Below are 24600 nucleotides of genomic sequence, written 5' to 3' on the forward strand. Positions count from 1 at the left end.
CTCAATTGATCTTGACGATCCCTCCCTTGATAGTCAGGGCGCCGCCGCCATCGATCGTTTGCGAGGCGCTGCCCTTGTTGGTCAGGCTGACCCCGGCGTCGTTGAGCATTGTGGTCCCCGCCTTGTTTTCGAACGCGGTGCCGGCGCTGTTATTGATGGTGGTACCGGCCTTGCATGCCATGCTGGTCGCCGCTTCGATCGCGACATCCTTGTCCGACTTGATGCTCAGCGAGCCGGTCACCGTGATGGTCAGGTTACCGTCCACCTTGAGCTCATAGTTCTTGGTCACTGTGTGGGTAAAATTGGCTTTGCTGGTGTGGGTCTCGTCCGCCTCCACCGTCACGCTGCGGGTGCCCTTTTCCACCAGCAGCACCTCATTGCCTTCCGTGACCGTGCAACTGCGATTGCCCTTGCTCACGACCAGCGTGTCGTTGCCTTCCCCGACCGTGCAGCTGCGATTGCCCTTGCTGACAACCAGCGTGTCATTGCCCTCTCCGACCGTGCAGCTGCGATTGCCCTTTTCCACCAGCATCGTGTCGTTGCCCTTGGCGACGGTGCAGCTGCGGTCGTTCTCGACCAGGGTCAACATGTCCTTTTGCGCATGCAGGTACAACTCCTCGGCGTCCTTCTTGTCCTCGAAGCGCAGCTCGTTGGACCCGCCCCCGCCCTTGGACGACTGACTGCGGATGCCGCTGCGGGTCTGGTTGGCCGGCAGCGGCTCGGGATAGGTCTGGGTGGCGTTGTAGACGCCGCCGGTGACAATCGGCCGGTCCGGATCGCCATCGAGGAAGCTGACCAATACTTCCTGCCCCATACGGGGCAAGAAAAAGGCCCCGAAGCCCAGTCCCGCCGAGCCGTGAGCGACCCGGATCCAGCACGAGCTGTCTTCATCGCGCTTGCCGCGCTGGTCCCAATGAAACTGGACCTTGACGCGCCCAAATTCATCGGTCCAGATTTCCTCGCCGCTCTTGCCCACCACCGTCGCGGTCTGGGTTCCGACAATGCGCGCCTTCGGCGTTCTCAGCGGCGCCCGGAATGGCAACGCCAACGGGAACGCCTCGAAGCTGTTGCTGTAGTCCTCGGCGCTCAGCTCATGGGCCACGCGCCGCAGCACATAGCTGCTGTTCAAGTCGTCGCGGAAGTGTCCACTCAGATCGAACTTGCCGCCAGCGGTGAACGCGCGGCAGGTGCTGGCGCCACGCAGCGCCCGGCTTGGCTGCGCCAGCGCCTGCATGCGCAAGCTGGCCAAGGCAGTGCCGCCGCCCGCGTCCATGTACCCGCCCGGATACTGGTACACACGCGTGTCCCCGCCCGCGCCTTCCGCGCTGGCGCTCAGCGCGGCCGCCGGCGTCTTGAAGTGAAAATCGCCCGACGCGTATTTGCCGGGCACGGCGCTCTGCTCCATCTCGCAGCGAAACACCAGGTCGAGCCGGTCGCGCGAACTGCTGGTGTCCTGATAGCGCGCCTGCGCCAGTCCCGTACACGGGCGGTAATGGTCCGCGTCGTCCAGCAGCACCATGGTATGGCTGGCGCCTTCATGCTCGAAGCAATAGAAAATACCTTCTTCTTCCATCAGGCGCGAAACGAAGTCGAATGCGCTCTCGTTGTACTGCACGCAGTAGTCGCGCTCGGCATAAGTGCCGCTCAAGGCATTCTTGAAGCCCGAGAAGCCCAGCTCGGCGAACAGCGCGCAGATAATGTCCGGCACCGTTTTGCGCTGGTAGATGCGCGCATCGGCGTCCAGCGTCAACCACCATAGCCAGGGCCGCAATTCGGCCCGGTAGGTGGCGCTGCCCGCGCTGCCCCCCGTCTGCACGAAGCGCGTCACCACCCCGTTGAAGGTGCGCAGCGCGCCGTCAGCCAGCGCGACCGACACCGTGGCCGCCTTGCCGACCATGGCCTGGAGGTCGATGGCGACATCGGCCGAATGCAGCTCGAGGTGGTACACGAACAATTCACTGAGCGCCTCTTCGCCGTGCATGCGGGACAATTGCAGCTGGTCGGCTCCCAGCGCCGTGCTGAGCGAAACAACATTGGTCGTCATGCCGTCACCTCGCTGTCGAAGCTGTAGTCGAACGCGACGCCATCGCCTGCCCCCACCCGCACACTGGCGAAGGGGCGTTGACACGCCAACCGCTCGAGCACCCGTTCAGCCAGTTCCGGCAACAAGGTCTGGGTCAGGATCTGGTCGATATGGCGCGCCCCGCCGAGCGCAGCACCGCAGCGCTGCCCGATCAGTGGCGCCAGCGACGTATCGTAGTGCAAGCGGGCGCCGTGGCTGCGCTCGAAACGCAGGCGGATCCGCTCCAGCTTGAGTGCGACAATGCGCGCGATCTGTACCGCTCCCAACGCAGCGTAGGGAACGACCACCATGCGCGCCAGCAGGGCCGGCGCGAAGTGGGCCTGCAATGCCGCTTGCAGCGCGTCGCCCGCGGCGCCTTCGCCTGGCTGCGCGTGTCCCAGGTTCGATGTCATCAGGATCACCGCATTCCTGAAATCGACCGCCAGACCCTGCCCGTCCTCCATGCTGCCTTTGTCGAATACCTTGTAAAACAGCTCCATCACATCGGCATGGGCCTTTTCTACCTCGTCGAGCAGCAGCACGCAATACGGGCGGCGCCGCACCGCCTCGGTGAGCACCCCGCCGCGCCCGTAGCCAACATAGCCGGGCGGCGCGCCCTGCAGGCGGGCCACGCTGTGGGCTTCCTGGAATTCCGACATATTGACCACTATCATGTTGCGTTCGCCGCCGTACAGCAGATCGGCCAGGGCCCCCGCCGTCTCGCTCTTGCCAACGCCGGACGGGCCGACCAGCAGGAACACCCCAACCGGCTTGTGCGGATCGTCCAGCTCCGCATGAAAGGTGCGCAGGCGGCGCGCAATGGTGTCGAGCGCGCTGTCCTGCCCCACCACGCGTTCGGCCAGGCGGTCCTTCAAATGCAGCATGGTATGCAGCTCGTCGCTGAGCATCTTCCCGACCGGCACCCCGGTCCAGGCGCCCACCACGGCCGCCACCGCCGCCGAATCGACGCACAGCGGCACCATCGGCTGCTCGTTCTGGATCACGGCCAAGCCAGTCTCTAGGCGTTCGAGCTCGATCGACAGCCGCGCAACGCTGTCGGGCGCGTCATCCTCGTCATGATCGCCATCGTCGGCCGCCAGCTGCAATTGCGCGCGCTTGTCCAGCACCGCCTGCACGGCGCTGCGTTCGAGCGTCAGGCGCGGCCCCAGTTCGGCTTCGCGTGCGCGGCTGTGCGCCAGGCGCGCGCGCAACTCGTCGATGCGTGCGGCGTAGTCGGTCCCGGCCAGCGCCTCGCGGCCCAGGGCACGCAATTCGAGCTCGCACGCTCCAATCGTGTGCCGCAGCGTTTCCAGTTCCGCCGGGGCGCCGGTCTGCCCCAGGCCCACCCGCGCGCACGCGGTGTCGAGTACATTGATCGCCTTGTCGGGCAACTTGCGTTCGCTGATGTAGCGCTGCGACAGGCGCACCGCGTCGCGCACGGCGGCGTCGAGCACTGTGACGCCATGGTGGCGCTCCAGCGTGGCGACCACGCCGCGCAGCATCGTCACGGCCGCCTCTTCGTCCGGCTCATCGACGCGGATCACCTGGAAGCGGCGCGCCAGCGCCGCATCCCTGTCGACATACTGCTTGTATTCACTCCAGGTGGTGGCAGCGATGGTGCGCAGTTCGCCCCGCGCCAGGGCCGGCTTGAGCAGGTTGGCAGCGTCGCCCTGCCCTTCGGCGCCGCCAGCGCCGATCAGCTGGTGCGCCTCGTCGATAAACAGGATCACCGCGCCGCGCGCCGCGGCCACCTCGCCGATCACCTGCTTGAGCCGGCTCTCGAACTCGCCGCGCATGCCTGCACCGGCCTGCAACAGGCCCAGGTCGAGCGCCAGGACGGCGACCCCGGCCAGCGCGGGCGGCACGTCGCCAGCGGCCACGCGAGCGGCGAAGCCCTCGACGACGGCGGTTTTGCCCACACCGGGCTCGCCGACGAGCATCGGGTTATTCTGGCGCCGGCGCATCAGGATATCGATAATCTGGCGCACTTCCGCTTCGCGCCCGCTGATCGGGTCGTAGCCACGCGCGCGCGCCTGCGCGGTCAAGTCGACGGTGAAACGCTCCAGCGGCGACGTGCCGGCGCCGCTGTTGCAAAGCTCGCCCAGGCGCGCCCGATCGATTGCCGCCAGCGCGGGCGCGGCACGCAGCAGAGCGGCGCACTGGTCGCCTTCGCGCAGCAGCGCGGCCAGCAAAATAGGCGGCGTCACCTGCGCCTCGTTGTGCTCGAGCGACGCGATCAGCCAGGCGTTTTGCAGCCATGGCAGGATAGCGGGCGCCATGGCGGGAATGCACGGTGCGCCCGCGCCCATGCCGTCGATGGCCAGCCGCAACTGGCCAAGCGCCGCCGCGTGGCCAACGTTCAAGCGCATCAGAATTGCCTTCAACGGGCACGCATCGGCCGCCAGCATCCGTTCCAGCACGTGTTCCACCTGCACCGCGGCATGACGGCGCTGCTGGCACGCATCCGCCGCCTGCTCGAAGGCCAGACGCGCGGGGCCATCGAGCCGCCCGATCAAGGTGCGCAGCGCGATCATCGGTCTTCCCATCGGCCCAGCGCGAAGCGGGTGGTACGCGCGCTCCCGCTATGCTGCCCGAGCCACGCAGTGCGCGACAGCACCCCCAGCGCTTCCTCGCGCACCGCATCGGGCGCCAACGTCAACACGATGTCGACGTCGACATCGTCGCGCAGGTAGAAGCGGGTCATGAAGGTCAGCCGGGGGGCATCGGCCCCGCCAGGCATCAGGGCCTGATAGGCGGCCATCGACAGGGGCCCGAACGTGAGCACGATCTTGCCCCTGGCATCCCAGGCGCGCCGGCCAAGCATGGTTTGCTGGCCCAGCACGCAATTCCGGCCGCGCGCACCAAGCACGCTCTGGAATGCGGCGTCCACCGGCATCCAGCACCCATGATGCTGGCTGCCGCGCACGCCGGTGCCGAAGGCATCGCTCAGCATGGTCTCCAGGCCGGCCATCGCGCGGTTGCGCCTGGCCAGGATGCCGGCGTAGCGCAGCAGGCAACGCGGATCGACTTGCGGTTGCGGGAGCGATCCGCCCTGCTGGCGCACGCCCTCGTTGTAGCCGATCAGCTGAAACAGAATGCGCTCGAGCAGTGCCGTGCGGTGGCGCGATTCAGCCCCCAGCGCGATGCTGTGCTTGCGCCGGCCCCGATAGAAATACGACAGCAGGCGGTGATTGAAGATGTCGAGGAAGTCGCGCGCGTCGTCGTCCGCCTGGCCGGGCGCGGGCCGGTGCAACTGGTGCGCGCCCGCCGGGCGCGCGCGCTGCAACACCATTTCGGAATATGGCTGCGGCAGCGGCCCCTCGTTGCCGGCCAACCCCATGAACGCGACTTCAACCTGGGTGCCGCCCAGCGCCGAGAGCCTGGCCGCCCCGAGCACATCGCTGGTCGAGAACGCAAAGCCGACCTTGGCCCGAAAGCGCACCGCTTCGTGCGCCGGTTCGGCCCCGCCGCCGATCTCGGTGGCTCCCGGCACCGCCCGCTCCAGCAGGCGCACGAGTTGCACGAATTCATAGCGATCGGCCTGCTCGCGCAGATGCGATGGCAGCGTATGCGTGTTTAATTGATCGAAGGCGCCCATGCTTTCACCTTGTTGAGTCCATCCATCACGGTCACGCTGGCGAAGGAATTGACCGACACGTACATCGGCAAGAAGCGCTGCAGCACAGCGGCCAGCATGAGCGGCGTGCCTTCACTGAAGTCGCCCCGCTTGAACGCCAACACCAGCTCAATCCCGCGCCGGAACCCGGGTGCCGGTCCGCTGCGCACCGCACGCACCACCGACTTGTACTCGACGCTCTTGAGCGCCCGGATCTGGCGCGCGCCCGCCACGCTGTCGCCGCTGTTGCACAGATCGAGCAACTGCTGCAGTGCCGCGCAAGCGTCGTTCTGCCCGGGGTCATGATTGAGCGAGAGCTGGTTCAGATTGAGCAAGGACGCCAGGCGCCACAGCGACTCGCCGTCCAGCGGCGGTGCAATCTGGCGCGTGGGCTGGTACAGGCAGGCCGCGGGCAGCACGCCGATGCTGGCGTCGGCCTGGAAGCAGGCCCGCGCGGGCGGCGTGTCGATCTGGTCGGGGCGGATCGCCGCCGCCAGGTCGCGGTTGGTACACAGGACCGTGGCGCTGATCAGGGGCGCCGCCTCGGCCACACCGTCGATGCCGACCGCACCGACAAACGACAGGAACATGTCGGTGCCGCTGTGCCCTGCGGCCAGCGCATGGTCGCGCCGCGCCACCCAGAACGGCGCCTGGGCCGCCGCACCCAGCTGCGCTGCCAGGGCGTACGCGGTGAGCGGCTTGCCGCGCTGGCCGTCCGCGTAGCCAGCCTGCAGCGCCAGGACGGAATGAATTTCCGTGCTCGCTTCGCGCCGTTGATCGGCCACCAGGCGGTATTCGACGCTGCGCTGGTCGAGCCGGATCGCTTCGCTGGTGCGCTCGAACAAGTTGACGGCGGGCGTGCAGCCAAGCTGAAACTGGCTGGCCCGGATCTGCATCGATTGGTCGGCCTGGCCGCTGAACAGGATCAGCAGCTCGACGCAGTCGCGCAGCGGTTCCGGGGCCAGCATGTCGAGCGCGGTGCCGAAGCCGCTCGCGTTGAAGAACATGAACTTGCGCGGAAAGCAAAAGTACTCCTGCAGCAGGCGATAAGCCGGATCGCCGTTGGCGGCAGCAGGCAGCAGCGCTTCATCGGGCCCGAAGCCGACCTCCTGCCAGCCGATGCGGGCGCCGCGCGCCGCGGCGAATCCGCCCCTGGCCACCACTTGCACCTCCGTCAAATTACACAACAGCATGTCATACAGCGGATTGACCTGCCCCCAGTCGCCATACAGATGAAAACGCAGATCGTCCGGCGCGATCTGTCCTTCCTGGCGTCCAAAGCCGGTGCCGCTGCATTGCAGGCGCACGCGCAGCACCTGGGTCACGTCGGACCGCTCCTTGATGGCCGGGTGCAGGCGCGCATCTTCCATCGTCGCTTCGGTCACCGCAATCGGCCAGACGTCGACCGGATAGCAGGTGCGGAACTGGCACGGCACGTCGGCCAGGTCCGGGGTGCGCTCGCGCCGTCCGAACGCGTGCAAGGGCGTGCCGCGTGCCACCGTGCGGCGGGCGCTGGCCAGCCCCTGGCTCAGGTCCGGCGCGAAACGCACCACCGTCATGGCCGGCAAGGGCGCCATGAAGCCCGGCTGCAGCGCTTCGAGCAGCGCCCCGGCGATTTGCGGAAATTCGCTGTCGAGATCGCGCCGCAGGCGGCCGGTGAGGAAGGCGAACGACTCGATCAGTCGTTCCACATGCGGATCGGGTGACTCCAGCCCGCCCAGCTCCAGCCGGCCCGCCATTTCCGGATGCTTGCGCGCGAACTCGCGTCCGGCGTTGCGCAGGTAGTCCAGCTCGCGCCGGTAGTAGGCAAGCGGATCGTCGGCGCTGCGGCTCATCACGCCGCCAGCCCGGCGCCATCGCCATTCGCGCTCAGATTAAAGCGCACCGGCTCGAGCCGGCCGTTGACCAGCACCGCGCCGCGTATGCCCACCTGCAGCGCATGGCGGCAATTGGGCAGCAGCGCGATCTCGACCTCCACCTGGCGCAGGCGCGGCTCGAAGGCGACGATGGTGTCGCGCACCAGCGACACCAGGCGTGCCCGGTCGGCGCTGCTGCCGCTGCACAGGGCCGAGTAATCGGGCAGCCCATAGTCGATCACCGACCGTTCGCGCGTGGCCAGCACCGCCAGCGGGCAGGCGCAGCGCGTGTTGAGCAAGCGCGTGAGCTCCTGCTCGATCGAACACTCCAGCGGTGACAGGTTCACCTCGGTGCCGTCCTGGCGCGCTCCATGCCAGGCCAGCACCGAGGCGTCGCCGCCGCGCGCGTGGAAGCGCTCGAACAGGGGCACGCGGCCGCCCAGGACGTGGTTGAGCGTGCCCATCGCTTAGGCCGCCGTATTGGTCTTCATGTCCCAAATCCCCGGCGCCACGCCCTGCTTGGTCGAATCGGGGTTTTGCGACGTGTAGTCCCACTGGATGCCGGTGAAGTTGAGCGTCATCGTCTCGGACGGCTTGTCGCCTCCCGACGAGGCCGCGCTGATGCTCGACACCATGGCGTCGCGCAGCTTGTAGATCATCAGCGGCATGACAGCGCCGTTCTCGTTGCGGCCGATGGTCACGGTCGCGTCGCCGATCTTCTTGCCTTCGCAGCAGGTCTGGTTGAGCACCGGTGACGCTTGGTCCATGTACTTGGAAATCGTCATGTCCTGGACGTTGGGCTTGCCCGACGTGCGTTCGCGGTTGCTGGGGTCGCTGGTCAGCTGCATGGCGACGGCGTGGCTGAACGACAGACATTCGATCTTGTCTTCAAAGCCTTTGAGCAGGCATTCGCCTTTGATGCCTGGCAAGTCAAGGATAATCACATCCACGGTAATTCCTTTCAATAGTCGTTGTTGTGGCGCGGCCTGCAACAGGCCGCAGTCGGGTCGGTTACGCCGTCACGGGCTGGGGCAGCTCGGCCACCAGGCGGATCGACGCCGTCAGTTCTTCGAGCTGGAAATGCGGCCGCAGGAACACGGTGGCGCGAAATACCCCTGGCTTGGCCGCGTCTTCGGTCACGTCGATGCGCGCTTCGCGCAAGGGGTACTGGGCCTTGAGCGATTGCGACGCATTGTCATTGACCAGTACGTAGTCGGCAATCCAGGTATTGAGGTAGTTCGACACGCTTTCGCGCGAGGCGAAGCTGCCGATCTTGTCGCGCATGATGACCTTGATGTAATGGGCAAAGCGCGAAGCGGCCAGAATGCACGGCAGCTGGGCCGACAGGCGCGCATTGGCGGTGGCCAGCGGCTTGTTGTAGACGGCTGGCTTGTTGACGGTCTGGCCGCCGAAGAAGGCCGCGAAATTTTCGTTCTTCTTGTGGACCACCGCGATGAAGCCCAGGTCATTGAGCTCCTTTTCGCGCCGGTCCGTGATCAACACTTCGGTCGGGCACTTGGCGGCGATATCGCCTTCGGCGGTGTCGAAGGTGTGGATCGGCAGCCCGGCCACGACGCCGCCGCCTTCGACCCCGCGAATGGCGGCCGACCAGCCGTACTGGGCGAATGCCTCGGTGATCCGCTGCGTGAGCAGATAAGCCGAATTACCCCACAGGTAAGCGTCGTGGGCCATGCCTTCGCACGTTTCTTCATACCTGAAGGTGGGAACCGGAACCGTCTTTTCGCCGTACGGCAGGCGCAGCAGGTAGCGCGGCAGCGTCAACGCGACATAGCGTGCATCTTCGGTCTCGCGGAAAGCGCGCCAGGCCGACAGTTCGGCACTCTCGAACGTCTTGGCCAGGTCGCGCGGCACGCCCAGACCGGTAAACGACGCCATGTCGAACAGCTCAGGCGCGGCCGCGGTGATGAATGGCGCGTGCGCCATGGCGGCCACGCCGGCGATTTTGGCCAGCATGCCCAGGTCGGCCACGCTGCGGCTGATGTGGTAATCGCCCACCAGCACGCTGAACGGATTGCCACCGAAGGTGCCGTATTCGTCTTCGTACACCTTCTTGAACATATTGCTTTGATCGTGATCGACCGCCTTCTTGAGGTCGGTGGCCAGCTCCTCCTTGGTCATGTTAATGACGCGCAATTTGAGGCGGGTGCTGGTCTCGCTGTTCTGCACCAGGTCGTGCAAGCCGCGCCAGGATTGTTCCAGCGCCTGGAACTGCGGGGCATGCATGATCTGGTTCAGGCTCTCGGTCAGCTTGGCGTCGATCGCATCGATGCGTTCCTGCAGCGTCTGCATCAAGCTCTTTTCGGCAGGCCGTGGGACGATTTCTCCTTTGACCGACTGGTCGACAAAGCGCTCAAGTAATTTCTTGGCGACCGGATGCTGTTCCTTTTGCAGCGCCATGCGGCCTTCGGTGATGATATCGTCCAGCAAATCCCAGTTGGCAGCGCTGGCGGCCGGCGCGCCGGCCGATGTCTGTGTCTCATTCATGTCGATTCCTCTTGTCGTGGTGTTGATCGTGGGCAGCGTTTATTACGGCGCCTCGGGCGTGGCGGGCGGTGCCTCAGGCGTGGCGGGCGGCGCCGCTTCGGTGGCAGCGCCGGCATCGCGCTTGAGCATGCTGTCCAGGGTGGCCGCGTCGGCGCCCTTGAGCAGGGCGGTGCCGTTGGCATCGGTATACAGCGCGGTCAGGCGCCCTTCCAGCTTGGCATTGCCATCGAGCTTGGCCATCAGGTCGCGCAATTCATTGCGCGTGTCGAACAGTTCGCTCAAGCCGGCGATGGAACGGACGATATGTTCCGGCTCGAAGTCATCAATCTTGTTGAAAGAGATCGTCCCGCCCAGCTCCACGCCTTCGACCGGCCGCATGCGCAGCCTGGCCACGTCCAGGCGCGGGCCGATCTTGGCTAGCACCTGGTCGAAATTGTCGCGGTCGATCTCGACGAAACGGCGCTCATGGATCGGCACCACCGTTTCCGGCATGCCCGACAGGTCGGCGAAAATGCCCACTACCAGCGGCAATTCCTTCTTTTCGATTGCCCCGGCTGTCTCCACATCGTAAGAAATCTGGACCCGGGGCGGGCGATTCCGTTCCAACCACTTCTGTTTGCTTGGCGTATGCATTGCTGCCTCCTCATTCGATGAACCTGATGGACCCACAAACCGGCACGAGACCGGCGCAAAAAACGACTGACCTGCTGTGTCTGGCGGTTAGGGTGGCGCCTGCGCGGCGGGCCGGCTACCGCGCCGCACCACGTCATCCCAGGTGCGGAACAAGGCCATCGGCAGGCCGGCCTGAGGCGCATGGTCGGGGTCGGGCCGGTAATGGCCGGAGCCGTTGCTCCACCAACGCAGGCTGCCGCATTCGAAATACGCTTCACCCGCATACATCACCGCCGCGCCCTGTGCCAGGACGGGATGGCGCAGGCGCGGGTGCATGCGCGTTTCGCCCTCGCGCGTGCGCACGAACAGGTAGCGCGCGTTCGGTACGTAGTGGCCGCGCCCGCCGCGCCCGCGCAAGCCGTAGTGACCGTACCAGTGCTGCAGGGTGAAAATCTGTTCGCGTCCAGTATCGGGCTGGGCCAACGGGCGCAAGTTGGGGTACAGACGCGTCTGGGTCGCAGGCGCGCTCATGGCCGATCGGTTCCCAGCAGGCGGAACACCTGCTTCAAATGCGATTCGTTGTCGAGCAATTCGGTCAGCAATTCTTCGAGCGGCATGTCGCCCCAGGCGCAGGCGCGCCGCACCAGGTAGGGCACAGGGCTGTGCGGCTCGGTGTGGTGCAGGTAGTCGGCCACTTCTTCGAGCAGCAGATAGGCCTGGGCGCGACTGACTATCCCGTGCTGAGCCGGCGCGCTCGGCGCGGGCATGCCGTCGGCGTACGGCAGGTCCGGGGCCAGGTTGCTCCCCAGTTCGGCCAGCGCGTCACCGCAGGCACCCAACACATCCCACAGTGCGCTCAGCGACGGCGCCTCCTTGCCGAGCAAGGCCTCGAGCGACTGGGCCAGCCGCTGCCCGTTCTGCGCGGCGCGCGCCAGCTCCTGTTCCAGCTGCGGGTAATAATCGTGCGCGGCCAGAGCGGCAGCGGCGGCAAAGTGAATCCGTCCGGTCTGCGCGCCCGCGGCTGCCGGCGCCGGGCCCGTCCGCCCGGGCCGGGCGGCGGCCGTGGCGAGCTGGCGTTCGGCGCGCAGCATCGCATCCCATTCGGCCAGCGTGTAGCGGTTGCCGCCCGGCCCCTCGCCCGGGGCCAGTTGCGCCGCGCGCAGGGCCAGCGGCAAATTCCGGTTTAGCCATTCGAACGGCGCGCTGCGAAACCCCAGGTCGCCGCCCTCGGGCAAGGGATGCACCGCGTCCCAGTAGTGGGTGAGCATGGCGTCCATCAGGCACAGGCCGTCGGCCAGCCCCGCCAGGCCGCGCCGGTGGATCCACGCTTCGCACAGCCAGCCGCAAACATTGAGGTCCTTGCTCTCCTCGCGCAGGCAGGTTGTGCACAGCTGCTCGGCCTGGTCCCAGGCGGCGCGTTTGGCTACCGGCTTTTCCCACACGCCCTGGTTGGGGCCGTCGGCCCGGCGCGCCTCGCGGATGCTGGCGTAGGTCATGCCGCCGTTGATGTCGGCGCCGCACGGCTGCGCTGCCGAGATTGGGGCCAGCAGGTCGTCGAGTCCGGCTTGGTCCAGTACGTCGTTCATTTGGCGAGTCCCGTCTGTAAGAGAGGCGGCCTGGCGCGCCGCGCGCCGTCGGCCAGTACCGTGTTCTCGAAGGCCGGCGCGTCCAGCGGGAAAGCGGGATAGGCCAGCAGTGTCTTTTTGTTGGCGGGACTGAGCGCCAGGCGCAGGAACACGCGGGCCGCGCCGGACGCGGGCGCGCCCGTGAGCGGTATCCTCAACTGCAGCGTGTCGTCTTGCGCACCGTTGACCCGGTAGCTGCCCAGCAGGCGCAGCAAGGACCAGGTTTCGTCGAACTCGTACTGCACTTCGCGTCCGGCCACGCGCATATGGGGATCGCCGGGATCGGCCAACGGCAAGGCCGGCGCATTGTCGGCCCAGCGCAGCGTCAGGCGGATCTTCATGCCGATACGCCAGCGCAGTGTGGGCGCCTCGCCTGGCTCGCCATTGCCCGAACGCACAGTCCGGTCGCCGATCTGCAGCGTCCAGGCGCCGATCCGGTTGCCGCCGATTTCACCGGGCAGCGCATTGTTGGCATTGCTCTGGCCCAGTTCGCTGACCCGGAAACGGACCCGTACGTCGTACCCGGCTTCGGCGCCGGGCTCGGGCGCCACCAGCGGTGTCAGGAATGCCACCACCTTGTCGCCACTGGCGAGGAAGCGGCGCGCGCCGATCAGGGCGGCGCTGTCGTCCGCCTCGGCGCGCTCGGTGCGCTGGCGCGCCGCCACGCCCAGCCGGTCCCAGTTCTGGACAAAACTGGCCACCGCCTCGGCTGTGGCCGCCGTGCCCTGACGCTCGCCCACCGGGGCGAACGGGAACCGGTTGGCCAGGTCGGTGCGAAATGCGCGCGCCAGCTCGCCGTAGGCGGATGCGCCGCTGCTGCGCACCAGTTCGCGGCAGCGCATCCCGATGCGCTGGCTCAGCTCGCGCAGGCGGCCGCTGAAGAAATCGTTCCCTGGCCCCGCGGCATGCGACGGCATGTGCGCTTGGCAATTTTGCTGATCCCATTCGGCCAGCTCGGTGCGGATGAAGCTGTGCAGTTTGGCAGCATGGGAGCCCGGTATCTTTTGTGCGAACTGCTGGAGCTCCTTGTCGATCGCGTTCCATTGCTGCGCAAGCCGCACGTCGGCGTGCGCGCCGCTTTCCGTCAGGAGCAGCACGAGCGGCCGCGCCAGCGCCGCGTGCTTTTCCACCACGGCCAGCTGGGCCTGGAGGTAGTCGTCGAGCGTCGCCGAATCGCCCCCGCCGAACAGTTGGGCGAACGGATGGCGGCGTCCATCCCAGCGGCTGAAATCACGGCCTTCGGGCAAATACACGGCCCCGTTCTTGAATGCCTCGTCAATCCCGGCCAACGCCAGATTGGCCTGCTCGCCCAGGCGGGCGGCCAGCAGCTCGCGTTCGGCGTCGCCGTCGAGCCGCTTCAATTCTTCCAGCAGGGCGACCAGGTCCGGCTGGGCCTGTCCCAGGCGCAGATAGGCCTGCGGGAGGTCATTCGTGGCGGACTGGGCGCGTTCGATTTCCGTGATCAGCAGCGCCTTCAGGCGCGCATTGGCGAACTTGCGCAAGCCGAGTTGGAAGTCCGGTGGAAATGCCCCCAGGGACTGGGCCTGATAGGCGTGCCAATCGGCGGCCAGGACGCGCAATCCGGCCAGGGCATTCACATCCCACAACGGCAGTCCCGCCTGGTCCGGGCGCTCGGCCGGGACGGCGGCTTTCTGCATGAAACGTTGTTGCATCAAGGAACTCAGCGATTGTTCCATGTGGGCTAACGCTGGCGTCATTTCCAGATGCGCGCCGTCGGCGCTGCGCTGCAAGACCGCGCTGCCCGTGCCAGCTGCGCCGGTCAGCACCAGGCCAACGGCGTCATGCGCCTCCCGGGCCTTCTTTTTCAACGCGTCCGTGCGCTGGTCACCCAGTATGCCGAGCGCATCGATGCGTCCCATCAGCGCGATATACGGGGCGCTCAGCTGCAACTTCGCGGGATGGAGCCAGGCGCTGCCCGATCCAGCCAGCCATTGCTTCACGTTCGCGAGGTCCGTTTGCAGCGAGCCAAAGCCGTCTTCCGGGCTCGAGGCGCGCAATTGCGCCTGGACCAGGGCGACCCGGGCCGACAGCGGATGCTCCTCAAACACGGTCGACAGCAGCCGGCTGTGACGCGCATCGAGACCGCAGTTGAAGGCCACCTGGTAACCTTCGACCGAGGGCAAGCCTTTGACTTGCTCCACCTTGTGCAGAGCCTGCTTGAGATAGTAGGTGTTCAAGCCGCTGTCCGGCACCGTAAAGGCGCCGGTGAAACGCGCCATGTCTGCGAGCTGTTCCGGCTCGCCTTTGCCGCGCTGCTGGAACTGTGCCAACGCGTCCAGGTGGTGGGTAATCTGCTCCATCTCGCCAACATAGCTGGCCAGATCGAGAAAGGCCGGCAACTGCTCGACGACGTCGTTGGGCTGTATCGCCGGGTCGCCCACGACTTCCGCCGGTCTGTCGCAAGCCCCTTTTTTCAAGCGCAGCGTCACTTCATTGATCGGCGCCCCGGTCAATTTCGCCACCTGCGCGCTGAGCTTCTTGCCGATCGCCGGCAACAAGATTCGGCGCAAGGCGTCGGCGAAACGTTGTTCGATCTGTTCGTCGAGATTGTCATCCGTCCAATGCCAGGACGCGGGAACGGCAAGCAGAAGCAAGGTATCCGAAAAGCGGCTGATCGAAGCCATGCTGTGCTCAGCGGCGGCGCTGTAAAAGGCGGGCCGGACTGATTTCCCTTCCTGGTGCATGCGCGCGACGATATCGACATTTTTCTGGATGCCCACCAGCGCCTTATCCATGTCGGGCACCAGACGAGCAAGCCGGTAATTCGACCAGGCCAGTGCCGGCACCCACACGGCCAGCAAGATGACGGTGGCGAGACGCCATTGGCGCACCTGGCGGTCGCGCGCCCAGACCTGGCCTGGCAAGGGCGCAGCAATCCCGGTTTCGGCAAATAGTTTGGACACCAGCAAGTCGCGCGTGAACACGACACGCTCGCCATCGCTCCCGCACAGATACACACCGCGCAGCAAGGGACTGCGCTGCGAGTCAGGCGTAGCCATCACTTGCGCGATGAAGGCGCTGGCGGGCGCACGCAGATCGGCCAGCGCCGCGCCGAGCCCGAGCAGACCGCCATGCGCTGGCGACGGCGTGCCCGCGGCCAGGATTTCGCAGCTCAGCTCGGCGACGGTGCTGCCGATGGCGTCGAATGCGTCGTCCACCCAGCGCGCGTGGAAGGTGGCGCCGCCCTGCGGGTTGGACCACCCCAGCATGCCGCAGCGCAGCGCGGGCGGCAGGGAATCGGCCAGCGCCGCGAAGCCGGGCACCAGATCGGCCTTGGTCACCAGGACGTATAAAGGCAGACGCAAGCCGAACTGCCACTGCAGATGGGCCACGCGGCGCTGCAGGTGCTCGGCCAAGCGTTCAAGCGCGTCGCGCGGCCCCGACAGGACGTCGGCCCCGACCGCGATCACGATGGCGTCGAGTGGACGGCGCGGGCGATAACGCTGGATGGCCTCGGCCAGCGCATCCCACGCCCGGGCCGGCGCGCCGGGCCGCTGCGCCAGGTCCAGATAGTCGGCGCCTACTTCGAGCACCACGCCGCGGTCAAAAGCGTGCCAGGTCAGCGCGCCGCCGCCAGGGCTGTGCTGCGCCGTGGCCCGCTCCAGGCCACAGGTGGCCAGCAAGTGACTCTTGCCGCTGGCGTTGTCGCCGGCCAGCAAGACCAGCGGCACATCGTAGCGTTGCGCCGTTTCCGGCAGCAGCGCGCCCAGCCCGGAAAAGGCGGCGCTGGCCGCGTGGCGTGTGAGCGCGGCAGGTGCGCCGGTCTCGCTGGCGCCGCCGGGTGCGCCCTCGGTCCCGCGCTGAGCCCGCCTGCGGGCCGCGCGCAGCAGCAGCCACAGCAGCAATAAGCTCAGCACCAGCGCCGCGCCCAGCAGTATGGCAATGGTGCTCATGGACGCGACTCCGCGACCTCATCGGGCGCTTCCAGATGCATGCGCAGCCCATGCGTGTGGACTACCCAGATCAGGTGGCCGGCCGCCAGCATGAGCAGAAAGGCGAACACGAAGCGCGTGCGCCAGCGATTCGGACTGGGCAACAGCACCGGCGCCCCGCCGGCGGCGATGGTCTGATACGGGCGGAACATCACGCGCCGCGCCGCGTTGGAGTCCAGATCGTCGCGCGCCTCGCCAAAGGCCGGATCGGGATTGCGCTCCTGGACCAGCTGAAAGAGCGCATGGCGCAGCCGTTCCAGCTCGCGGTCGCCCTGGGTTCCGCTGGGGACGCTGCCGCGAAAGCCCAGCGCCAGCGCGCACAGATAGGGCAAGGCCATGGGGCGCCGCCGCGCCGCGCCGCCGTGCAGCACGGCGGCAATGCAGTCGAACACGCGCTCGCCCGCGTGACGGCTGCCGAACAGCGCATCCTCCACCAGCCAATCGAGCCAGCACGCGCGGTGCGGCCAGTCGCGCCTGAGCAGGATCTCATCGGCGAAGGCGGCCAACAGGTAGCGCAGCTCGCTGGCCTGGTCGGCTTGCGGACCGCCGCGCCCGGGCGCGGCCAGCGTATCGATGCGGGCCACGATGTCGGCGCGGATCAGGGCCGGTGCGCGCAAGGCGGGATCGGCGTCGGACAGTGCACACAAGGTGCCCATCAATTGATCGAGCCAGGTGTGGAACACGCTGAACTGGTCAATTGGGCTGCGGGCAAGCGCGTTCATGCGTGTTCCTGGTGCCGGAACAGCACTGCGTCGATGGCCCCGTTGCGGGTGCCGTTTTCGAGCACAATGTCGGTGTCGCCCGGATAGTCGCGCTCGGGATCGATGGCGAACAGGGTCAGACCGGGCGTGGACATGCCATGCAACTGGACCTTGCGTCCGCTGTCGCGCAGTGCGTCCGACAGCGGCGCCAGGCTGCCGTCGGAGCGGATCAGGCTGCGTGCAGCGCCAACCCGGCGCCCGGCGCGCCAGTCGGCCTGGCGGCAGGCGGCCGTGATGACGGCGCGCTCCATCCAGCGCACCGCCTGCTCTTCGGACAAACCGCGCAGGCCGATGATGAGGACGCTGCCCGTGTCCCCGGTCAGCGGCCAGCGGTACCGCGCCTGTTCCTGGAATGGATGCAGATAGTATTGTTCCTGCTCCTGGAAGGTGAACGCACTTTCGGTGAACGGCAAGTCGGCCATGCGCAGCAGCGCCTCGGCGCGGGCAAAGATGGCGTCGAAGGTGGCGGCCGGATCGAGGTGGCGGTAGACCGGGAGCGGCTGGCCGAGCACGGCGCCCGCTGCGTCGAGCGCGCCCAGTGCGCCGAGCGCGGCGCACCAGGCCAGATACAGGTCCACCGGGGCGGCCGCGTCGAGCCCGAGCACCCCGCGCAGCGGCGCGATGGCGGCGCCAAAGGCGCACACGCGCTGGCGCAACTCGAGCCAGCGCAACTGGTCTTCAAGGCCGACCGGGCGCACACGGGTAGCCACCAGCAGGTAATTGAGCGTGCGTTGCATGGCATCGGCCAACGCCGCGCTACGCGCGTGGAACGATAGGCCGTCCGGCCACGGCGGCGCCACCCGGCTGTCCAGCGCGGGCGGCATGAAGCGCTCGATCGTGCAACGCCCCTCCACACAGCGAATACGCGCCAGCGGCAGCACGGCATCGCTGGCTTGCTTGGCCAATTCACTGTCGAGTGCCAGACGCATCTGCGGCCGCACCCGTGCCAGGCCGGTCAGCGCTTCGTCGTCGCCGTCGCCGGGCAGCGGCACTGGCATCGAACGGGCACTCCTGCCGCTGCGGTCCATGGCGTCGTTGAGCGGGACGGCCAGGCAAATGGTGGCGTGCTGGGCGCTGGCGCTAAGCTGGGCGCGCAAGGCTTCCGACAGCACCAGTTCCAGGCTGCCGGTGCCAGGACGGTGCGCCACCAGCAGGCCGTCCGGCATGATCGCTTCGAGCGCACTGAGCGAAAAGACGTTGGTGGCCAGCGTCCTGTCGCCGATGACCAACTGACGCACGCCCCAGTTGTACGGGGCCGCGCTGCGCACATGATAGGACACCAATTGTTCCTGGCGCTGGCACATTTGCTGGAAATGGGTGGGTTCGAGCAACAGCCCGTCGTGCCACAGCAAGGCCGCGTCCGGCTGCGCCACCAGGCGCCCCTCGTTCAACTCGCTCATGCAAAATCCTTGTCAGTGATGGGACGCGGGTGTCACGACGCGCGTGTGCCGCAATGCATATCGGGCGGACCGTTCTTTTTGTTGGCAGGCGCCGTTGCCGGCGCCGCCGTCCAGTCCTCGCGCGCGACCGCGACCGCGCCGCCGCCGCGCCATTGGTCGATGCGGGCGCGTCGTTCTTCGGCGCCGAGCACCGTAAACAGGAAGACCGCATGCGCACGCCGGTCAGCCAGCAAGGTGCGCGGCAGGCGCATTTCCTGGCCAGGACTGAATTCGCAGTAGAAGGCTTGCAGCACGGACGGGTAGGTCGCGGCCAGATCGGCGCCGGCGGCGAACCATTTCAGCTCGGGGCTGGCCAGCCGCGCGACCAGCGCCGGGTCGGACACCATCACCACCGCCAGGGTCACCGGACTGTTGTAATTGGCGTCGGCGCTGGCAGCCACCCGGATCTCGCCGATATGCACGGCGGGTACGCCCGCGCTGAACATGCTGCAGGCACACATAGCGCCGCCCACAAGCCAGGCGGCCAGCAGGCGCAGCGACGCGCGCAATAGGTTCAACTGAGCGATTGCCATGACAGATCTCCTGGTGACACCGACAATATGCTGCTGGCGGCGGGTTTATGCCGCGAGCTGGTAGTCACCATTTTGGCCAGTCTATGGACATCCTGACAGCTCAGTTCGGGCTCACCTCAGGATCAGACCGGGATCAGGCGGTGCCTGGCGGCGGCTGTGCCACAGGCAAAAATACCCAAATCTAGATTTTTAACAATGTTATATTGGATACAATGGAAACCGATCCCGCCCTGCTCGCGACCCCGCCCGGCATTCCGGCCGACGGCCGGGTTTTGCTGGACGCGGTGCTATTGAAGCGCTTGCGCAAGGGGCGCGCGTTGAGCCAGGAAGCGCTGGCCAGTCTGTGCTTCGGGCGCCAGCTGTGCGTCTCGATCGCCTCCATCAAACGTGCCGAGGCCGGCAAGCACGTGCTGTATCGCACGGCCCGCCATTTGGCGACCGTGTTCGACATAGATCCCGAGCAACTGCGCTGTTCCACGGCGCCCGGCGCAGTGGCGCCGCCACCGACAGGTCCGCTTGCCGGTTTGGAGCCGGCGCTCGGTGCCGACCACGGCGCCGCGCGCTATGTGATCGAAGTGCACGCGGAATTGGCGGCGTCGCCTGACGAGCGCGACACCAGCACGCTGGTGCTGCGCGTTAGCCAGTTCGGGGGACGGGTGTCGATCTGCCAAGACGGGCGTTTGATCGCCGTGTTCGGGTTGCCCCAGGCCTATCTGAGCGATGCCGAACGGGCCATGCGCTGCGCGCTCGAGCTGGCACGCCATCCGGCCCTGGAAGGCAGCGCCAGCGTTGCCGTGCAACTGGCGCGCTGGGCCGATGCCACCGAGCCGGCAGCCGAGCGCATCCGTCTCCCGCTGTCGGTCAAGGCCGGCGAACCGAGCATCTGGGTCGCGCATGCGCTCGCACTACAGTTACGCAACACCTTCGTCTTTGCGCCAGCGCCGCCGCGGGCCGCGCAGTACCAGCGCTTCGTCGCCATGGCCGCTGGCGCCGCCGGCGCGGCCGGTCCGATGATCGGGCGCTACGCTGAAATGCGTCAGTTCAAGGGCGTGATCGAAACCTTGCACGAGTTTCAGAGCGGTCACATCATCTATGTGCGCGGCCAGGCGGGCATCGGAAAGAGCCGTCTGTTGCAAGAATTCGCCGATGTGGGCCGCCAGGCCGGTAGCGCTTGCCACCACTGCGCGGTGCAAGACCTGGCGCTGCACGGCGCCAGTGCCACGCTGAGCCAGCTGGCGCGTACCCTGCTGGGCGCGGCCGGCGGCAGCGCTGCCATCGACACCGTCATCGGCGCCACCGTGCAGCGCCTGCAGTTGGCGGCCCCAACGGCGTTGTTCCTGAGTTTGCTGACCGACGCGTCGATGCGCAGCGACGATATGGCGCTTCTGGCCGCGATGTCGGTGGCCTCGCGCGAAAACGGCATGCTGCACGCGCTGCAAGACTTGATCGTGGGATCGTCCATCAGCGCCCCCTTGCTCATCACGGTGGAAGACATCCATTGGGGCGACAGCGCGCTGTGCGCCGCCTTGGGCGCGCTTATCACCGGCACGCGCGACGCACCGGTGGTGTGGGTCCTTAGTGCGCGCAGCGAATGCGATATGCTGGAAACGTCCTTGCGGCCGTATCTCGACGAGCTGCCATTGAGCGTGTTCGAACTGGCGCCCCTGTGCGAACGCGAAGCGGCGGTGCTGGCCAACCAGTTTGCGGCGGTCGACCAGGAGCATCAGCGCCATTGCGTGGTGCTGGCACGCGGCAATCCCCTGTTCCTGACCCAGCTGCTGACCAATCCCGGCCATGGTTTGCCGGACAGCCTCATGCACCTGATCCAGATCCGCATGGATGCGCTCAATGCCGAACACCGGCAAGCGCTGCGCATGGCTGCCGTGATCGGGCCCCGGTTCACGCTGTCGATGCTGCGCGCGGCCTTGCGCCAATCCGCTTACCTGCCCGAGAGTGCCGGCCGCCACTGTCTGGTACGGCGCTGCGGCGCCGACAGCTATACCTTCGTGCACGACCTGCTGCGGCGCTGCATTTATGATGCGATCGAACCGGCCCAGCGTCGGCGCCTGCATGGCACGGTGGCCGACCTGTATCGCGACAGCGATTCGGCCCTGCATGCGCATCATTTGTGGTGCGCCAACGATGCCAGCGCGTTCGAAGTTGCGCTGGGCGCCTTGCGCGACAATCTGGCGGCACGGCGCTTTGGCGCCGCGCTTGACTTGAGCGCGCGCTGGCTCCCCACCCAGGCCACCAGCTTCGCGCTGGCACGCCTGCATGCGGACGCGCTGCACGGGACGGGCCAGATTGCCGATGCCCGTCGGGCCTACGAGCAGGCGCTCAGATTGGCGTGCTCGGCCGAGGAACGGATCGACGCGACCGTGGGCCTGGCGCGCGTGCTTAATATCCTGGAAATGCTCGACGAAGCGCAACATGTGCTCGAAGCGGTCTTGCCCGATGCGCTAGCACTCAAGAGCGACATTGCCCTGGCCCAGCTGCTGCACTTGAAGGGGAATATCTATTTCCCGCGAGGTAACTACGTCGCATGCCGCCACTACCAGGAACAATCGGTCTACCATGCGCGCGCGGGCAAGCATGTCGAAACCGAGATTTGCGCCTTGAGCGGCATGGGCGATTCGTACTACGCGCAAGGCGACATGCACCATGCGCGCGCGCTGTACGGTCAATGCTTGGACATCGCGTCGCAGCAACGCCTGCTGCAATATGACGCGCCCAACCGCAGCGCGCTGGCCTCGACCTTGCACTATCTGGGCCAGAGCGCCGCGGCCGACAGCGGCGCGCGCGAAGCGGCCGCCCTGGCCAAGCAGCTCGGCAATCGGCGCGCGGAAATTTTCGCGCGCATGACCTCGGGCTGGATTTTGCTAGGATGCGGCAATACCGACGCGGCACAGGAAGAAGTGGCGACGGCGCTGGACGTGAGCCGCAGCATGGGCGCCGCCCGCTTCGAACCCTTTCTCATGGAAAGCATGGCGCGCATCTCGTGGGCCCAGGGCGACAGTGCGCTGGCGCGGCGGCAAATCCAGTGGGCCGCCGACCAGATCACGCCGCTGCAGCTGCAGGGTTTCCTCGGCGCCTGGCTGCTGGGGACCCTGGCCCTGTTCTCGGACCGGCCGGCAGTGCGCAAAAAGGCGCTGCGCCAGGGCGAGACCATGCTGGCCGGCGACTGCCTGGCGCACAACAGCTACCGCTTCCGCGTGGCAGCGGCGGAAGTGGCCTTACTCGACGGCGACCTGCGCGCCGCACAGCGCCACGCGGGCCACCTAAGCACGATGAACACGACAGGCGCCTGTGCCTGGCTTAACCATCATGCCGCTCTGATCGAGACCTACACGCGCTGGCTGCTCACGCCGGGCGACCAGGTACGCACGCAGTTGCAGCAGTTGCGTGAGCGCGCGCTCGACTTCGGTTTCAGCCACACCATGCCGCGCCTGCACAATGTGCTGGCGCCCCTTTGAGCTTCCTGTTCGGAGCATGCCCATGTCCGTAGCCCAGCCGCACCGCGCCACCGTCGACCAGCATTTGGCGTTGGCCGAGAAAAAACTTGCGCGCCTGCGTGCGCTGACCCCGATATTGCTGGATGTATCTCTGCGCGAGCCCTGCTTCGCGGCACCGATCGGCCATACCTTGCAAAACAAACTGGACTTGTTGCGCCTGGTTGACGAATTTGGCGTGCAAGACAAGATCATCGCCACGCTCGATTACCAGTTCGCACAGCATCCGCAAGTGGAAGACGATTTTTGCCGCCACCTGCAGCAGCATGGCTACGACCGGCGGCGCTGTTACGCGATGACGGCGATCGGCACGCACGCGGCTGGCGCGTTCGTGCCCGGCGCGGGCATGTGCAAACTGGTCGAGTACGGCATTCCCAACACCATCCTGGAATTGGAATTGCTGCCCCGCCACAGCGATCCGGACCAGATGTGGGCCGACCTTGCGGCGAGCGCCGCATGGCTGCGGGCTCGGCTGGCGCCAGTCGATGGCAAGCCGGGACGCATTCTTGTCAATATCGTGGACTTGGTCGACACCTTCATGCAAGAGCGCGATCTGGCTTGCGCGGCGCTGGCACTGCTGGCCACGCTGGCGCTCGATGGTGTGTCGTTCGAGGATGACCGCGGCACCTATTTCCCGTTCCAGGTTGGTGCCGTCGCCGCGGCCGCCAAGGCGATGCTGCGCGCGGACCAGCAAGTGCTGTGCCACGTCCACACCGGCAATGGCATGGAAAACGCCTCGGTGATTGAGGCCTTGCTGCAAGGGGCCGATGGCTACTGGGGCGGGCTGGAACGCACATCGTCGACAATCGGCCACGCCAGTCTGGGCGAGCTGATCGCCAACTTGACGCGCGCAGGCAATCGGCACATGGGTCGCCAGTATCGGATGGAGCGGCTGGCGCCGATCTGCGCCGAGATGCATGAGATCAACACCGGCGCGCCCGTGCCGGACAATTGGCCCATCTTTGGTGCCAGCGCGTACCGTTCGGTGCTGTCCGACTTCGATCAATGCAGCGAGCGCGCCATGGACCTGGCGCCGGAAGCGATCGGCGCCCGCTACCTGCACCGCGTTGCCCCAGTGGGCAGCGACATTCCGGTATTGCAGGCGCGGGTATGGGAAGCGCTGCAGATCACGATCGACGCGGACATGGCGCGCAAGATGATCTTGCTGATGCGCGCTGATCTGCGCGAGAACCGGCGCATTGTCTACGACGAAGTGCCGCAATTGCGCGAACTGCACCGGCGTGCCAGTGCAGCTTGAGGCCGAACGTGAGGGGCAGATTCAGGCGCAGCAAGCGGCGTGGCGCACAGGATGAAGCGAAGTGAGCGTCGTCGCAGTACCGACGTGCGCCGTCCATCGCCTTGCGTGTTAAACGTGCTGCGATGCTGGGATGTCGATCTGTGCTCCTCCCATCGCAAACCTCGTATCAGGGCGGCGAGTAGCTGCCCGACGGTGGGTCAGTTTCCGTCGCGCACCCTGGGTTAATTCGGCGCCTGGGCCAACGAATGAAGATTAAAAAGAACTTCCTGGCTACCGCCCTGCCCGCGAAAATCCCGCAATCAGGGCGGCCTCAGGTCGAACCGAAAGTCCTGGCAAGAGCGCCAGCTTAAATCCGGCGGATTGGGTCAGAAGGAGGTTACACATTTTTAACACGGCCATGCTATCTCCGTCACAAGGGGCTTGATGCCTTGGGCACTGGCGTCAGTACTGCTGGGCTTTGGTGTAGTAGGTATATCGAGAGCTTATAAATGTATCCTGGGCGGAAGCGGTGTCCGCCGAGCACAAACATAAGCCGTTGTTTTTATTGATTTTATTTTTCCCTCAAAAAGCCAACCCACAAGCCCACCCCCGCGTGTTCAATAAGTCCCTTTGGTCAATTTACTGAACGTAAAAACGACGCCCATGCGTTAGAGTCTTCATAGGGAGAGAGGTTCAATTGTTTTTTCGGGCACTTCGCCTGCGTTGACAGCGTTCAATGTCCGGAAAGAATATCGAGCATTGACCAGTTGCAACATGATTCAAGAAAATTAAAACTCGGAAATCACAATATTGCAAAACTTAAGCCAATCTCCAATGCCTGGATCGATGCCTCGACCATCGGCAACTGGATTCGAACTGTCAAATTATTGGG

16 protein-coding genes are annotated in these 24600 nt (G+C 66.3%); 2 read left to right on the forward strand and 14 right to left on the reverse strand.

The features are described from left to right. Nucleotide 1 precedes the first annotated feature (1 nt). The 14 genes from BUC24_RS14180 to BUC24_RS14245 all read right to left on the reverse strand — a co-directional run bounded on the left by BUC24_RS14180 (nucleotide 2) and on the right by BUC24_RS14245 (nucleotide 18962). On the reverse strand, nucleotides 2-2044 hold the full coding sequence (locus BUC24_RS14180; protein ID WP_073217254.1) for a type VI secretion system Vgr family protein: 2043 nt from the start codon (nucleotides 2042-2044) through the stop codon (nucleotides 2-4). Then, nucleotides 2041-4596 carry a type VI secretion system ATPase TssH gene (gene tssH / locus BUC24_RS14185; RefSeq protein WP_073217257.1) on the reverse strand — a complete coding sequence of 852 codons (2556 nt, stop codon included), beginning with the start codon at nucleotides 4594-4596 and terminating at the stop codon, nucleotides 2041-2043. The genes BUC24_RS14180 and tssH overlap by 4 nt, the downstream gene beginning before the upstream one ends. After that, nucleotides 4593-5660, reverse strand: a complete 1068-nt coding sequence (tssG, locus tag BUC24_RS14190) for a type VI secretion system baseplate subunit TssG (protein WP_073217260.1) — start codon at nucleotides 5658-5660, stop codon at nucleotides 4593-4595. The genes tssH and tssG overlap by 4 nt, the downstream gene beginning before the upstream one ends. Next, nucleotides 5639-7513 (reverse strand): type VI secretion system baseplate subunit TssF, encoded by a 1875-nt coding sequence (tssF, locus tag BUC24_RS14195; RefSeq protein ID WP_073217263.1) that lies wholly within the window; start codon nucleotides 7511-7513, stop codon nucleotides 5639-5641. The genes tssG and tssF overlap by 22 nt, the downstream gene beginning before the upstream one ends. Next, complete coding sequence (tssE, locus tag BUC24_RS14200; protein ID WP_073217266.1) at nucleotides 7513-7998, reverse strand: type VI secretion system baseplate subunit TssE; 486 nt, start codon at nucleotides 7996-7998, stop codon at nucleotides 7513-7515. Before tssE ends, tssF begins: the two co-directional genes overlap by 1 nt. 3 nt (nucleotides 7999-8001) lie before the next feature. Further along, nucleotides 8002-8484 (reverse strand): Hcp family type VI secretion system effector, encoded by a 483-nt coding sequence (locus tag BUC24_RS14205; RefSeq protein WP_073217271.1) that lies wholly within the window; start codon nucleotides 8482-8484, stop codon nucleotides 8002-8004. A gap of 61 nt (nucleotides 8485-8545) precedes the next feature. Next, complete coding sequence (gene tssC, locus BUC24_RS14210) at nucleotides 8546-10039, reverse strand: type VI secretion system contractile sheath large subunit (RefSeq protein WP_073217274.1); 1494 nt, start codon at nucleotides 10037-10039, stop codon at nucleotides 8546-8548. 42 nt (nucleotides 10040-10081) lie between these two features. Next, nucleotides 10082-10672: a type VI secretion system contractile sheath small subunit gene (tssB, locus tag BUC24_RS14215; RefSeq protein ID WP_073217278.1), complete on the reverse strand. Its 591-nt coding sequence runs from the start codon at nucleotides 10670-10672 to the stop codon at nucleotides 10082-10084. An 87-nt stretch (nucleotides 10673-10759) separates the two neighbouring features. Then, entirely contained in the window at nucleotides 10760-11182 is a 423-nt protein-coding gene (locus BUC24_RS14220; RefSeq protein ID WP_073217281.1) for a hypothetical protein, read from the reverse strand. After that, the gene (tssA, locus tag BUC24_RS14225; RefSeq protein WP_073217284.1) at nucleotides 11179-12237 is read right to left on the reverse strand and encodes a type VI secretion system protein TssA; all 1059 of its coding nucleotides are present in this window, start codon (nucleotides 12235-12237) and stop codon (nucleotides 11179-11181) included. Before tssA ends, BUC24_RS14220 begins: the two co-directional genes overlap by 4 nt. Continuing rightward, nucleotides 12234-16190 (reverse strand): type VI secretion system protein, encoded by a 3957-nt coding sequence (locus BUC24_RS14230; RefSeq protein WP_073217287.1) that lies wholly within the window; start codon nucleotides 16188-16190, stop codon nucleotides 12234-12236. Before BUC24_RS14230 ends, tssA begins: the two co-directional genes overlap by 4 nt. Beyond that, a complete protein-coding gene (locus BUC24_RS14235) occupies nucleotides 16187-16951 on the reverse strand; it encodes a DotU family type IV/VI secretion system protein (protein ID WP_073217291.1) in 765 nt (254 codons plus the stop codon). The genes BUC24_RS14230 and BUC24_RS14235 overlap by 4 nt, the downstream gene beginning before the upstream one ends. Further along, entirely contained in the window at nucleotides 16948-18390 is a 1443-nt protein-coding gene (gene tssK / locus BUC24_RS14240; protein WP_073217293.1) for a type VI secretion system baseplate subunit TssK, read from the reverse strand. Before tssK ends, BUC24_RS14235 begins: the two co-directional genes overlap by 4 nt. A 32-nt stretch (nucleotides 18391-18422) precedes the next feature. Further along, a complete protein-coding gene (locus tag BUC24_RS14245; protein WP_073217296.1) occupies nucleotides 18423-18962 on the reverse strand; it encodes a hypothetical protein in 540 nt (179 codons plus the stop codon). A 212-nt stretch (nucleotides 18963-19174) separates the two neighbouring features. Here BUC24_RS14245 and BUC24_RS14250 point away from each other — a divergent pair, with 212 nt between their 5' ends. Together BUC24_RS14250 and BUC24_RS14255 are read left to right on the forward strand one after the other, a co-directional pair. Next, nucleotides 19175-22435 (forward strand): ATP-binding protein, encoded by a 3261-nt coding sequence (locus BUC24_RS14250; RefSeq protein ID WP_073217299.1) that lies wholly within the window; start codon nucleotides 19175-19177, stop codon nucleotides 22433-22435. A 22-nt stretch (nucleotides 22436-22457) separates the two neighbouring features. Beyond that, nucleotides 22458-23729, forward strand: coding sequence for a hypothetical protein (locus tag BUC24_RS14255; RefSeq protein ID WP_073217303.1), 1272 nt, complete (start codon nucleotides 22458-22460; stop codon nucleotides 23727-23729). Nucleotides 23730-24600: the final 871 nt, after the last annotated feature.

Source organism: Massilia sp. CF038, from assembly GCF_900129765.1.
In the GTDB taxonomy this organism is placed as follows: Bacteria; Pseudomonadota; Gammaproteobacteria; order Burkholderiales; family Burkholderiaceae_D; genus Telluria_A.